Source organism: Pseudomonas sp. HN8-3 (genome assembly GCF_020790195.1).
Classification (GTDB): domain Bacteria; phylum Pseudomonadota; class Gammaproteobacteria; order Pseudomonadales; family Pseudomonadaceae; genus Aquipseudomonas; species Aquipseudomonas synxantha_A.
In genome coordinates this window covers 2,630,690-2,643,390 of record NZ_CP086206.1, presented here as the reverse complement: position 1 = coordinate 2,643,390, position 12,701 = coordinate 2,630,690, and the positions used below count along the sequence as shown (strand labels likewise).

The following is a 12,701-nucleotide window of genomic DNA, read 5'->3' as shown; positions in this document are numbered from 1 at the left end:
TTGCTCCCTGCGTTTACAAGGACGTGCGGATCAAATCCGACGCCGAAAATTGAAGCGGTTGCAGCGCGTTCGCGCGCTCCTTGCTCAGCACCCAGGCAAATCCTGTGTACATTGCCAGCAAGCAAACCAGGGTGAAGATGACCAACCAGGTAACGGGAACAACGCACAACCCCGTACGCCGGCTCGCCCCGTGCATCGCGGGTACGGGTGGCGCCGGCGACGGCTCCCCGCGTACGTGCCGGATCTGGCGATACAAGGCATCGCGAACACCCTCCAGTTGCGACATGCCGCGCTCCATCACTCGGTATTTGCCCTCGAACCCCAGGGATAGGCACAGGTAAAGCAGCTCCAGCATCGGCAGGTTCTTCACCGGGTCGCGTGATAGACGCTCCAGCAGTTGGAAAACTTTTTCGCCCCCGAAGGTTTCGTTATGAAAGCGGCTCAACAGGCTAACCTTCGACCATTCACTCTGTGCCCCCCACGCCGTAGTAACAACCGCCTCATCGATCACACTGCACAACACATAACGCGCCGACATGACTTGGCTGCTTTCAACACCGCCCTGCAAGGCGCGGGTTTCGAATTGAGTCACCGTCAATGACAATCGGTCGTTGAGCGTGCCCAGGTCTTCGCGACCAGAGCAGACCCTGAGCGCCACGATCTCGGACAACACCGCCCAAGCCGCAGCCACCAGCGGGTTGAGCCCAGCCTTGAAGCTCGACGCATCGAGCATACGGCCGGCATAGATCATGCGATCTTCCAGCTGCTCATAGCGTGGCGGCGATGGGAAGTCCGTCAATGCCCCCTGTGCAGGCCCATGACCCTCGCGGTCGAGCAGGACGGTTCTTTCATCCTGTGTGTACTCACTGTCCATGGCATTCAATTCCTGATGGCCCAAAAGTTGAGTTCAAGCCCGGCGAAGTCACCGCCTACGTGGAACGCGAAACCGCCCGACTGCTGCAATTGCGCGATCTCGGGGGCACTCATATCGAGGATGAAGTAGGTCTTGCCGGCATGAAACGGAATCTGCCGCGGCGCCACTGGCAGCGGCTTGACCTTGATACCGGCCAGGTGCAGGTTGACCAACTCACGTATGCGCTCTACCGGCCCGACTTTCAGGTGTGCCGGCAGGCGCTGGCGCAGTTCCTCTGCCTCACACTGCGCGGTGGCTGCCAGGATGAACGTGGCCGTGCCGAGCAATTTCAACTCGTTGACCGGGCAGACCAGAACGCCGTACTGGCGTGGTTGCAATGTCAATTCGATCGCATGTTGCTCAAGCACCACCGACAGGACGGCGCGTAGGCGCTCCATCAACCCACGAAAACTGGCGCCCTGGTCGCTGTGTCGATAATGCACGTCCAGCTGCGCGCGTTTACTGTCACAGGCGAACGTTGATAGCTCGCCGAGCATCGACACCAACAGGCGGAACAGCGCTTCGGGTCGAACCTGGGCCTGGCTCAGGCAGTGCCGCAGCGCAAGTTCGGTACGATTGATCACCTGCAGCATCAGGAAATCACCGAGTTGTGTGCTTGCAGCCGTGCTCTCGCCACGAATGCGCGCCGCGATGGCATCGCCGCGGCTGGCAAGCAGACCGACGACTTCGTTAAGGCACGACGCCAAGTAGCCATGCTCCTGCACGAAAATGAAGGTCGGGATGAACGCGGTATCCAGGCTCACGCCCCCTTCACCGCTGACGTCCAGTACCTGGGCAACCTTGAGTTTGACGAAGCTCTGATCACCCGCCTGCTCGCCCAATACAAGGCGTAAGTCGGGCCGTGCGCAGCTGATTCGGCAACGCGCATCTACACCCAGGTTGGAGTCTCCCACTTCCACTTCGCATCGCAGGTAACGCGCCAGAACATCGCTCTGTTCAGGCTGGCGGACCTCAAGGTGATTGCCGCTGGCCAGGGGCAGTGCCAGGTAAATGCCCTGCCTGCCCGCATCAGTTGGCACCTGCAACACCAGCGGTTCCATAGCGGCACTCAAATCAAACAAGCTACCGTCCGGCAAGACGCCACTCGCCTGGTTGACCACCAGCTTGCCCAGCTTTAGGTATTGCTCATTCAATTCCAGCGTAAGGAAGCCCCAGGCATCACTGCCCAACAGGCGCGTCTGGTTGAGTTGCTGCTGGTAATAGCGGTCGTTGTGCTGCAAGTGCTGTGGCCGCAGCAACATGCCTTCTTGCCAGATCACTTTATGAACAGGCATCTCAGCGCACCTCCATCCCGGCGAGCGAGTCGACGACGCGTATACCGTCCTGGTCCAGCACCAGATCGGCACGGTTGCGCTGGTGCATAGTCACGGGGATCAACTGCCGCCATTGAACGTGCGGCAAGTCTCGGTAAGCCGCCAACACCCCTACAAAACGACTGTCGGGACCGATACGGAGTTTGAGCGCCAGGTGGTCACCTGGACGCAGCTCGACTTCTTCACTGCTTACCCAGTCCTTTGCCAGCAATTGCTGCGCCTTGTCATACAGGCTGAAGAAGTCGGCATGTTCGAAGGCTACGCCATGGCGCAGTTCGATCAACTGCACCACCACGGGAGAGGGGCGACCGTGCAGGTCAGGGTTGACGTGCTCGTTGGCGGTCAACACAACGTCCAGCTTGGTCAGCGTGGAAAAAGGCGATACGGCGCTGCAACCCGCCAAGAAACCAAACAAAAGCAACACCAAAGCACGGGTAGCTCGATACATGAATATCATCCTGAAAAATCAATGTGCAGGGAGGAGATCAGGCGCACCTGTTCTTCATAGGCCGTGGCGAAATCGCCGTTCAACGGGCGATCGTTCAACGGCCCTTGCGCCACCAAACGCTGGTAGTGACGCTGGTAAGCACGCCAACGCGCGCCATCGGTGAAAAATCGTGGCGGCTTGCCCTGAGATTCAAAGCACCAGGCCAAATGGTTCGGCTCGAAGGCCGTGTACACCTTGTTCACGGTGCTGCGACAGGCAGCCTGCAGCGCGACCTGATGTACCTGCAGCTCCCGATGAGCCAGACCAATGGCCCGCGAGGCGGGCATTTGGCCCAAAGCCCCTGTATCCAGCAGTGCGGATAACGCCGCGTTGGTGTCGCTGAACATTTTCAAAGGGTTCCGGGCTGCGCCCTGACTGTCGAACGACGACCTCCCCCATTCGTGATGCAACTCTTCACGCGTGCGCAGGGCTTGTTGCAGCCCCTGGATCGTCAAGCGAAACAAGCCCGCGACCTTGATCGCCAGCACCTCCCTGGCCGCTGGGTCGAGTGCGTCGAGCCCCACGCCCAAGGCCGCCGCGAACTTTGACCAGAACACTTCATCAGTCGAGGGTGCCATTGCACTAACGTGCACCGCAGCAACCTCTACCCCGGGTTCTGCCCGGCGCGGGAATGTCACATGCTCCCTATCGGTCCCGTGGCGTTCGGCCCACACCCCTTGCTCATCAACAGCCTCGCTCAATGCTGCCAGGTCATCCGAGATGGCCTGCTGCTGGTGCTCCAGGTCCAGCGCGTGCAGAGGGTCCAGGGACAGGAAGGCATCATCGGGAATCGGTACTGCCGCACTGGTACGCAGCTCGCCGCAAGGTCGTGCGGGTTGCAACAAACGCGCACGTAGCGCCAACGCCCCAAGTTCGAATACATCCCCATCATTGATCAATCGCGCCTGCCCCTTGCGCAGGCGTTCAGCACTGCCTGCCACGCCAATACCGTTGCGGCTGATATCAGTTAGGAAATAGCGGCCCTCACGGTAACCGACTAATCCATGGTGACTGGAGAGCACGCGGCTGGGGTCGGGTATCACCCAGTCACATCCGGGGCCGCGGCCAATCACGCCGCCCACTGCGTCAAATACCTTATGGGCCGAGGGTTCGGCGCTGGCGCTGTCGACCGTACAGACCTCAAACACAAGCTGCATCGTCATGATCCCTCTATTCATCGGCCACGAGTAATTGCCTGTGGGTCACCCAGAGGACGGTACTCGGCATCATCGAACACGTAGTTGGCGTTACAGCCACCCAGCAAACACAACACAAGCAACACGGCGTGCCATGGACGGTCAGGCATCAGGTTTCTCCCACAGTAAAAATCAAGTGCACCATTAGCATTTCTCCCTGGCATCGCCGACGGGGATATTCAAGCGTGCAAGACGGTAAAGCAGCGTGCGTCGGGCAACCCCTAGCTCCCGCGCGGTACGGGTGCGATTGCCATGGTTCTTGTGCAAGCAATCGAGCAGGAACACTCGCTCTACTCGTTCCATGCGCTGGCGCAGCGTCACATCGTCGCTCGCGGCCGGCGCCGCAGTCGGTGGCAGCGCCAGGTGCTCCGGCAAGATCACGCCGGCGTCACACAACAACACGGCACGCTCAACCATGCATTTAAGCTCGCGTACGTTGCCGGGAAAGGCGTGGCCGGACAGTTGATCAAGGGCCAGGGTGGACCAACCCACGGGTGACCTCTCCAGCGCCGCGCACGCCTCGTCAGTGAAATAGCGCGCCAGTTGCAGCAGGTCGCCGTCTCGCTCGCGCAGGGCCGGTAACGTGATCGGAAACTGCACGAGCCGGTAATAGAGGTCTTCGCGAAAGCGCCCCTCGGCGACCATCGCAGCGAGGTCGCGATGAGTGGCCGCAATGATCCGCACGTCGACCTTATGCGCCGCGCTGGCACCCAGCGGCCGAACCTCGCCCTCCTGCAAGGCCCGCAGCAATTTGGCTTGCAGTGCCAGCGGCATGTCGCCGATTTCATCCAGCAGCAACGTACCGCCGTGCGCGGCATCAAACAGACCCGCATGATTGCGCTCGGCCCCCGTGAACGCACCTTTGCGATAACCGAAGAGCTCGCTCTCAAGCAGCCCTTCAGGGAACGCTGCGCAGTTCTGCACGACGAAGGCTTTCTCCCGGCGCGGGCCGGCCGCGTGAATGGCCCGAGCTACCACTTCCTTGCCGGTACCGGTCTCGCCGCACAGCAGTACGGTATACGGGGTATGCAGGACTTTACTGATCAAATGGCACGTCTGTTTCATCGCCGCACTGGAGCCAATCAATCCGTACTCCCTGGCCAATGGCTTGTTGCACCTGAGCCTTGAATCAACGTTGGGCTGCATACTGCGCAGTACCAGCAGCTGGTTCACGGCGAAGCTGCCCAACTGCGCCAGGGAGGTGGCGTAGCCTTGCAACTGGCCCGGCTGTTGCCGAGCGCACAGCAGTACACCGGCGACCCGCTCACCACGATTGAGCAACGGCACGCTCAACAGCGCCCGCCAGGGCTTCACCGGTACGGGCAGGAAATTAACGTCATGGCAACTGCTCTGCACATCTTCCAGGCTCAGGACAGCACCTTGGCTCAAGGTATGGTTCAACAGGGGTGGATGGTGCAGATCAGAATCTGCGACCGCGACGACCATCGATGCCGCCTCGGACAAATGTTGGGCAATCAGTTCAAGGCGACCGGTCACTTCATTGAGCAGGTAAAACTGGCTGAGTTCGCACTGGCTCAGTTGTGCCACACCGGCGACGAGCGCGTCAGGCAGCGCCTGTTCATCACGGTACAACGCCAGGCGTGTAAAGCAGGCGGCCAGCGCATTGGCGTATACCAGTGGGTCGGACAATTCGCCTGGCAGGTCCACATTCATCATGATCATCAACCCCTGTGAAAATTGCTGGCAAGCGTAACCACGCCGTCGGCCTGTTCATGCGCCAGCCAGGTGGTCCAGCCCAGGCGGCAAAGCGTGTTTTCGCCGATGTGCAACGGCCTGACCTCGCCCGGCGCCAACGTCAGGCGCAGGTCGTATTCCAGAGGGTCGCGCAGGGTCAGTCGCACCAGCGCGCACAGCCGCTGGTACGCCTCAGCGATAGGCAGAAAATCATGGAAACGCTGCCAACCCAGCGCCAGAAGATGCACCCTGAACTTACCGCTGCGGTCAGCGATGCGATGCCCCAGGACAAGGTCCTGACCAAGGGCACTGTTGGCCCGCCCCAGATGATTGCATTGCAACTGGCTGACCTCGACCGTGCGCTCCACCCATTGCTCGATAAACAACGCGTCGTGCTTGAAGTAGTAACGCAGGACAGCCTCGATCAGCGCAGCCGAGTGCACTCGCAAACTCAGCAGGCCCAGATAAGGCAGCAGGCGCTTGCAATCAAGCTGCGAAGCACTGCGAATTGCGCTGTCGCCCAGCCCCATCAAGGCAAACATCTGCTCGGAAAACCTGTCGTTAGCACCTGCCCGGAAACACGCCCGATAACGGTATTTGCGCCAGATCGGCAACATCAAGCGCTGCAGGCGATGATGGAACAGATCAAGCAAATCTCGAGTCGGGTTGCCGCCCGAACGCTCGGCAAACGCTTGCTCGGCGTAAAACGCAGGTAGCGGCGAGCCAGCACCGAATAACCCCAATACGTTGAGACGCAAGCGAGCGCGCAAGGCCCCGTGCTCGCTGAAAAACTCCACACGGTCGATATCGTGCGCGGCAAACCCAAAACCGGGGTTGGCCTGGAACTCCAATTGGTCATACAGCGCCTCGTCATCCAGCAGCGGATGAGCCTCGCGCAGTCGTTCGATGACCTGCACAATCGCCTGAAATAGCGTGTACTCACGAATCACACGGCAAAGTTGAGTCAAAACAGCGGTTGCTGCCCCATCCGGGATGGCCATAGGTACACGTCTCCTTGTGTGCTGATGACCCGCAACTCGTGATACGAATTGAGGCTTGCATAGAGCGCAAAGAACTGATTGAGAACAGAGGCGAATACAAACAGATCGCCCTGACCGACAAAGCCCTGGGAATCAACCGTCAGCTCGACCTGCAAGCCTCGAACAGGCAGACCGCGGTGCAGACGGTCCACTGCCTCATGGCGAATGGAGCGCAAAGCGCTCAACCTTTTCTGACTGACCTTCAGCGCCTGTCGATCGTGATAGCGCGGCAAGTCGTAGGTTTGGAGTATCACTTTCAAGGCATTGATATCGGTCAACGACAGATAGTTGACCGACATATTGCTGATGAGCTTCCACAAAAAATCCTGGTCCAGTGGCGGCGCAAAGCTCGCTGTGGGTGTGGTGATGTTGCAAAACCCCAATGACTCCGGGGTCTGTTCCCCGGGCAGGGTGATTTCGCCTGCACGAAGTTGGCGCGGCAGGTTGCAATTGGTACAGGTCAGTTCGACCGACAGGGTTTCCTGGCCCTGTTCGCGGCGGCTGGGGAATCCCATCCAGGTATCAAGCCCGCCATGCTGTACCGACGAACGCTGGCGAATGCTGTAACTGGAGGGTGCCGCCGAAGCCTCGTGATCGCAGTCATGTTCAAACGACTCGAACGGCACATAGGTCTGGTAGCCCAACCCGCCGGGGCGCCACCCGGTGACCTGGTCCACGGAAAACACACTGGCATTGCCCGGCGTATATTCCCCAGGTACCAACAGGTACTCATCCTGTTTACCGTCCAGGCGAATGGGGATCGCATCCTGTTTGAACAGGTTGACGATGGGCGTGCAATACAGCTTCACGTTGTCCAGGGTTGGACGCAGGGGATCACGGCCCTGGGTGTGAAGTTCGAAGCGCATCACCATGCCATGCGTCTCCCGTAGCAGCTCGTCAGGCAGCGTGTGCACCACGTTCAGCCCTTCGACGTCGACAAACAGGTATTTCTCGGGAAAAGCGAAGTACTCCTGCAGATGCCGATAACCATCAAAGGTGTTCTGCGGATAAGGAATCAGCGCCTGCTCCGGGGAAAACCCCACTGGCTGAACCTGGCCGGCACTGAGGCGCAGCGTTACAGGTAGCCCGTCGCGGGTCCTCACCGGTACACCCTCGTGATCCAGCAGCGACAGGCAGATACTGTCGACATGGCGCAACAGGCTGAGGTACAGGCCCTGACTGATGTAGTGGTCGCCAGCCAAGTGCAGCCTCAGCGAATCAAATGCCAACTCACTGAAGTTACCTTGGGTACTCATGGTCAGTTGCAACTCCAGCCAGGCTCCCTCGCCCTGGCAGCGGTATTCCAGGCCACTGAGTTGCAGGGGCATGATGTCGGTGGCATAGCATGTGCGGAACCGACAACGCTCACCCTTGATGGGAGCGCTTTCCACGGCGGTGTCCCGGGCCACTCGAACACTGGGGCCGGCACGTTTCAAGGGGTCGAATTGCAGGATGCTGAAGGCCGGTGTTGGCCGCATGTAATGGGGCCATAACAAGTGCATCAACGAATGCGTCAGCTCCGGCAGTTCGTCATCCAGCTTTTGTCGCAGGCGAGCGGTCAGAAATGCAAACCCCTCCAGTAAACGCTCGACATCCGGGTCCTGGCCGGCCTCAGCAAGAAACGGCGCCAGAGCTGGATTGCGCTCGGAAAAACGCCGCCCTTGTTGGCGCAGGCCGCTGAGTTCACTTTGAAAGTAGCGGTTAAACGTCATGGACGAAAACCTCTACCCGCCCGGCTTGCGCAAGACGGGCCTGAAACACGACCGGTTGCAGGACGCCGTCGATAACTCGCTCAGCTTCAATTGCAAATGCCAGGACCAGGGACCCACGCACATCGGGCAACAGCCTGACATGCACATTCGCCAGTCGCGGTTCGTAGGCCTGGATAAAACGCTCGATATGCAGCCGCGACTGAGTCAATGATTCATGCAGGCTCAGTCGCATGTCGTTGAGATCAGGCAAACCATAATCAGCCAGTGTCTGGACACTGCCCGCACGTGTGCTGAGCATTTTCCCCAGATGTGCGGCGATGGACGCCACAGGACACCCTCGCGTCGATGCACCGTATTCAAGACGCTCGAAAAGGCTGTTGTGCTGAACCATGCCCTGGCCTCTGCTCATTCTTTATCGAGCTTGCCAACCAGGGACAAGGTGAAGTCTGCCCCCATGTACTTGAAATGCGGGCGCACTGTCACGTTGACGCGGTACCAGCCTGGCTCGCCCTCGACATCACTTACGACGATGCGCGCGGCACGCAGTGGGCGCCGTCCACGCACTTCGGCGCTGGGGTTTTCCTGATCCGCCACATATTGGCGAACCCACTTGTTGAGTTCCTGCTCAAGGTCCGTGCGCTCTTTCCAAGCGCCCAACTGTTCGCGTTGCAGAACCTTGAGGTAATGGGCCAGGCGGTTGACCACCATCATGTAGGGCAATTGGGTGCCCAAGCGGTAATTCAGTTCTGCCGCCCTGCCTTCTTCACTGATGCCAAAGGATTTGGGCTTTTGCACGGAGCTGGCGGAAAAGAACGCTGCATTGTCGCTGCCCTTGCGCATGGTCAAGGCGATGAACCCTTCTTGGGCCAGCTCGTATTCGCGCCGATCCGATACCAGCACTTCGGTAGGGATCTTGGTTTCAATCTCGCCCATGCTCTGGAAGTGATGCAGTGGGAGGTCCTCGACGGCCCCGCCGCTTTGCGGCCCGATGATATTCGGGCACCAGCGAAAGCGAGCGAAACTGTCTGTCAGGCGCGTGGCAAAGGCATAGGCGGTATTGCCCCACAGGTAATGCTCGTGGCTGTTAACCACGTTTTCCTGATACGCAAAGGTTTTGACTGGGCACTCAAGGGGGTCATACGGGGTGCGCAACAGAAAGCGCGGGACGGTAAGGCCAATGTAACGGGCGTCTTCGCTCTGGCGAAAGCTTTGCCATTTGGCAAACTGCGGCCCTTCGAAGTGATCCCGCAGGTCTTTCAGGTCGGGCAGCCCGGTGAAGCTTTCCAAGCCAAAGAAACTCGGCCCCGCCGCAGCAATAAAGGGGGCGTGAGCCATGCTGGCGACGCTGGAGGCGTATTGCATCAGCTTTACATCGGGCGCACTGGGCGAGAGAAAATAATTGGCAATGATCGCACCCACCGGCTGCCCACCGAACTGACCGTATTCAGCGCTGTAAACATGCTTGTAAAGCCCGGACTGAGTGATTTCCGAGGAATCCTCGAAATCATCCAGCAGGTCTTCGCGTGAGACATTCAACAGCTCGATCTTGATGTTCTCGCGAAAATTGGTGCGGTCGACCAGCAACTGCAACCCCCGCCAGGAAGCTTCCAGCGCCTGGAAGTCGGGATGGTGCAGGATCTCATCCATTTGCTGGCTGAGCTTGGTATCGATTTCGGCGATCATCCGGTCGACCAGGCGTTTCTTTACCGGTTCGTCACGGTTGTGTGGCTTGAGCAGCTCCGCGATAAACGCCGATACGCCGCGCTTGGCGATGCCGTAAGCCTCGTCGTCGGCGCTCAGCAATGTCTGGGCGGTGATGTTGTCGAGGATGCTGCAGGTGTGGATAGTCTGTACCGATTGCAGCTCGTGTTGAATCGTGGTCATGGTATCAGTGTCCTTTTACTGAAAATGTCAGGCGTCTGGGCTGGGCAGCCCAAGCTCGGCCAGAACTCGTGCGCGGGAATCACTATGGGTCAATGCCTGCTCGATCGCCTTGCGAAAGCTTGGGGTGTTGCCCAATGGTCCCTTGAGCGCCACCAGTGCTTCACGCAGTGCCATCAGCTTTTGCAACTCCGGGATCTGCTCGACAAGATTCGCGGGATTGAAGTCTTTCATCGCGTTGATGCGAACCTGGATCGCCAGTTCTTCCACGTCGGCTTGATCCTGGAGGCGATTGGGTACGTTCAGCGTCAGGCTCACTGCTTGCTTGGCCAACACCTCGTCGAGGGTGTGCTTGTCGATACCGATGGGCTTGCGATCTTCCAGCTTGCGCAGGTCCGCACGTTTGGAAAAATCCCCCAGCACCAGCAGCTTCAACGGTAGCTCGACCTCTTCCTGGGCACCGCCGAGCGCGGGTTTGAAGGTAATATTGATACGTTCCTTGGGGGCTACCGAACCGTCTTTGGCCATGGTGCTTTTCCTTTTATTTGATGAGGCGCTATTGAAGTACTGCTTCCAGGTCGAAATGACACAACCGGCGATGCAGGGCATCCTTGCCGTCGCGTATGGCTTGGCTTTGAGGTAGCAGGTCGTAGCAGCGGTACAGGAGCTGAGCGACTTGCAGGGCCAACGCCGGCTCCCAACTTTCCAGGCCCGTGCGCTGTAATTGAAGATCGAGTTGCTCCAGCTGGATCCTGGCCAGCTCGTGTTTGCCGGCCGCCATGCACAGCCTGGCCAGCGCCAGGCGCCAATGAAAACGGCAGCGATCACTGACCGCGCCCTGCAAGCCTTGCTTGATCACACCCACCGCGGCTTTGAGCCCGTCCTTGCGCAGACAAGGCATTACCGCTTCCAACGCCGCGTCCCAGGGCTGGGTCGTCAGGTCGGTCACGACTTCACTGGGCGCAGGCTTGCGCACATGGCGCATCACGTGCAGCGCAATCCACTCGGCTGTCGCAGTGTCGGCAAAGGGGGTGCCGTCGTCGAAGCGGTACTCCGTCAGGTTTGGCAGGCGCTGCAGCAGCAGCGCGAAATGTATCTCCAGTTCGGCCATGGCCAGGTCCGCGTGCAAGCCGTCCAGACACTCCCAGGCCATGCGCAAACCATCGAACCAGAACAACGCACCGGCCAGACTGACTTCCAGTTCGAACAGCACATCGGCGTAATGGCCTTGGCTCAAGCGCTCCTGATAACGCTTGAGCTTGTCGGCGGCCAATGGGCGCAGCGCGGTTATGCGTTCACTGTTGGCGTCGGGGTAGTTGACGAGCATCAGCCATGCCAAGGTTCGGCCCAGGCGCAAAGCCCGCAGGTCGGTGGCGTTCTGGCGCAACCACCAGGCGCATAAAGGCCGGGCCTGTTCCTGTAATGAGCGCAGTAATTTGTGCGCCTCTTTTTCGCTGTTGACCGATTGCTCGGGGGTGGGCAACTGGACCGCCGCTTGCCTCACGCCGGGAATAGCACCCGCGCCCCCATCAGCTTCTGGCGCCCCTTGCGCGGCATCGGCCAGGCGCTCCGCCAATTGCCGTCGAATCGGCAGCAGCACGGGAGCATCACTCCCCAGATGTTGGGCCCATAGTTGGTCCAGATGTTCGAGGTGTTCCAGCAACGCTTGAAATAAAGGCTGTTGATCATTGAGCGAGATTTTTTTTGCAAACGCTTGCTCAAGACGCGACACCAACCAGCCAAACGCTGCAACGCGGGTACGCAGTTTGCCAGGGTAGACGTGCACCCAATGGTGCTCGCAGAGCTCACGCAGCACACCGAGGCCGGCCAGCAATCCAGCCAATGAATCACGCTGATACAAGGCCCAGGTCAACCAGCAGGCGACACGCAGATCCTTGGAGTGCTCACGCAGCAGGCATTCGCTGATTTCGCTGACCCGCTGCCAATCCGGCAGCCCATTGCCATGAACCGACTGCGCTTTGCCAAGTTCGCCTTCCAGCGCTTCGAACTCGTTGGAAAAGCGCATATCAATGCCCACGAAACTACCTGGCGAACAGGCTGCTCGTGCAAGTAGCAAATAATCGGCATACAGTTCTTTTGAATGACTCATTTTCGGCCGCACACAACCATCCAAGGCAAAATAGGCAAACTTAACGCCATTAAAGTACGTATCAGAGAGCCCTTAAGTTCCGTTCAAACATATCGAGACACAAGAACCTTAGCCATGCATAAAGCAATGAGCAAGCGACGGACCAAAACTTAAGAAACATCCTACGCGCCGCTATAATCTTGGCCTGCGCAGCTATTTGCGCACACATTCGAGTAACAACAACTCTGTTAGCTCGGCCAGCCGTATACTTCACCGTAAAAACACGTGAGCAACTAAGTGCGCATCGATGCGCAACTTTTATAACTAAAAACAGCCCATAGCCCGGAATAAAAA

General features: G+C 58.9%; 12 protein-coding genes. All 12 read right to left on the bottom strand.

The features are described from left to right. Positions 1–13: 13 nt before the first annotated feature. Genes icmH through tssA form a run of 12 tightly spaced genes read right to left on the bottom strand, consistent with a single transcriptional unit; the run spans position 14 to position 12,368 of the window. Positions 14–874, bottom strand: coding sequence for a type IVB secretion system protein IcmH/DotU (icmH, locus tag LJX92_RS11705; RefSeq protein ID WP_228309796.1), 861 nt, complete (start codon positions 872–874; stop codon positions 14–16). A gap of 5 nt (positions 875–879) precedes the next feature. Further along, positions 880–2,208 carry a type VI secretion system baseplate subunit TssK gene (gene tssK, locus LJX92_RS11700; protein ID WP_078821531.1) on the bottom strand — a complete coding sequence of 443 codons (1,329 nt, stop codon included), beginning with the start codon at positions 2,206–2,208 and terminating at the stop codon, positions 880–882. A 1-nt stretch (position 2,209) separates the two neighbouring features. Next, complete coding sequence (tssJ, locus tag LJX92_RS11695; protein ID WP_032876027.1) at positions 2,210–2,695, bottom strand: type VI secretion system lipoprotein TssJ; 486 nt, start codon at positions 2,693–2,695, stop codon at positions 2,210–2,212. A gap of 5 nt (positions 2,696–2,700) precedes the next feature. After that, complete coding sequence (gene tagH / locus LJX92_RS11690) at positions 2,701–3,897, bottom strand: type VI secretion system-associated FHA domain protein TagH (RefSeq protein WP_228309795.1); 1,197 nt, start codon at positions 3,895–3,897, stop codon at positions 2,701–2,703. 11 nt (positions 3,898–3,908) lie between these two features. Then, a complete protein-coding gene (locus LJX92_RS11685) occupies positions 3,909–4,040 on the bottom strand; it encodes a type VI secretion protein (RefSeq protein WP_223018579.1) in 132 nt (43 codons plus the stop codon). Positions 4,041–4,074: 34 nt separating this feature from the next. Then, positions 4,075–5,604, bottom strand: a complete 1,530-nt coding sequence (locus LJX92_RS11680; RefSeq protein ID WP_228309903.1) for a sigma-54 interaction domain-containing protein — start codon at positions 5,602–5,604, stop codon at positions 4,075–4,077. A gap of 8 nt (positions 5,605–5,612) precedes the next feature. Further along, entirely contained in the window at positions 5,613–6,626 is a 1,014-nt protein-coding gene (tssG, locus tag LJX92_RS11675; protein WP_228309794.1) for a type VI secretion system baseplate subunit TssG, read from the bottom strand. Then, a complete protein-coding gene (tssF, locus tag LJX92_RS11670; protein WP_228309793.1) occupies positions 6,590–8,377 on the bottom strand; it encodes a type VI secretion system baseplate subunit TssF in 1,788 nt (595 codons plus the stop codon). Before tssF ends, tssG begins: the two co-directional genes overlap by 37 nt. Next, positions 8,367–8,768, bottom strand: a complete 402-nt coding sequence (gene tssE / locus LJX92_RS11665) for a type VI secretion system baseplate subunit TssE (protein WP_228309792.1) — start codon at positions 8,766–8,768, stop codon at positions 8,367–8,369. Before tssE ends, tssF begins: the two co-directional genes overlap by 11 nt. A 14-nt stretch (positions 8,769–8,782) precedes the next feature. Then, the gene (gene tssC / locus LJX92_RS11660) at positions 8,783–10,261 is read right to left on the bottom strand and encodes a type VI secretion system contractile sheath large subunit (protein ID WP_005788785.1); all 1,479 of its coding nucleotides are present in this window, start codon (positions 10,259–10,261) and stop codon (positions 8,783–8,785) included. Positions 10,262–10,288: 27 nt separating this feature from the next. Next, the gene (tssB, locus tag LJX92_RS11655) at positions 10,289–10,786 is read right to left on the bottom strand and encodes a type VI secretion system contractile sheath small subunit (RefSeq protein ID WP_228309791.1); all 498 of its coding nucleotides are present in this window, start codon (positions 10,784–10,786) and stop codon (positions 10,289–10,291) included. Positions 10,787–10,814: 28 nt separating this feature from the next. Next, positions 10,815–12,368, bottom strand: coding sequence for a type VI secretion system protein TssA (gene tssA / locus LJX92_RS11650; protein WP_228309790.1), 1,554 nt, complete (start codon positions 12,366–12,368; stop codon positions 10,815–10,817). Between the last annotated feature and the right edge of the window lie 333 nt (positions 12,369–12,701).

Coding starts and splice junctions, on each gene's coding strand:
- icmH (WP_228309796.1), bottom strand. CDS start 874: ATGGACAGTGAGTACACACAGGATGAAAGAACCGTCCTGCTCGACCGC.
- tssK (WP_078821531.1), bottom strand. CDS start 2,208: ATGCCTGTTCATAAAGTGATCTGGCAAGAAGGCATGTTGCTGCGGCCA.
- tssJ (WP_032876027.1), bottom strand. CDS start 2,695: ATGTATCGAGCTACCCGTGCTTTGGTGTTGCTTTTGTTTGGTTTCTTG.
- tagH (WP_228309795.1), bottom strand. CDS start 3,897: ATGACGATGCAGCTTGTGTTTGAGGTCTGTACGGTCGACAGCGCCAGC.
- LJX92_RS11685 (WP_223018579.1), bottom strand. CDS start 4,040: ATGCCTGACCGTCCATGGCACGCCGTGTTGCTTGTGTTGTGTTTGCTG.
- LJX92_RS11680 (WP_228309903.1), bottom strand. CDS start 5,604: ATGAATGTGGACCTGCCAGGCGAATTGTCCGACCCACTGGTATACGCC.
- tssG (WP_228309794.1), bottom strand. CDS start 6,626: ATGGCCATCCCGGATGGGGCAGCAACCGCTGTTTTGACTCAACTTTGC.
- tssF (WP_228309793.1), bottom strand. CDS start 8,377: ATGACGTTTAACCGCTACTTTCAAAGTGAACTCAGCGGCCTGCGCCAA.
- tssE (WP_228309792.1), bottom strand. CDS start 8,768: ATGGTTCAGCACAACAGCCTTTTCGAGCGTCTTGAATACGGTGCATCG.
- tssC (WP_005788785.1), bottom strand. CDS start 10,261: ATGACCACGATTCAACACGAGCTGCAATCGGTACAGACTATCCACACC.
- tssB (WP_228309791.1), bottom strand. CDS start 10,786: ATGGCCAAAGACGGTTCGGTAGCCCCCAAGGAACGTATCAATATTACC.
- tssA (WP_228309790.1), bottom strand. CDS start 12,368: ATGAGTCATTCAAAAGAACTGTATGCCGATTATTTGCTACTTGCACGA.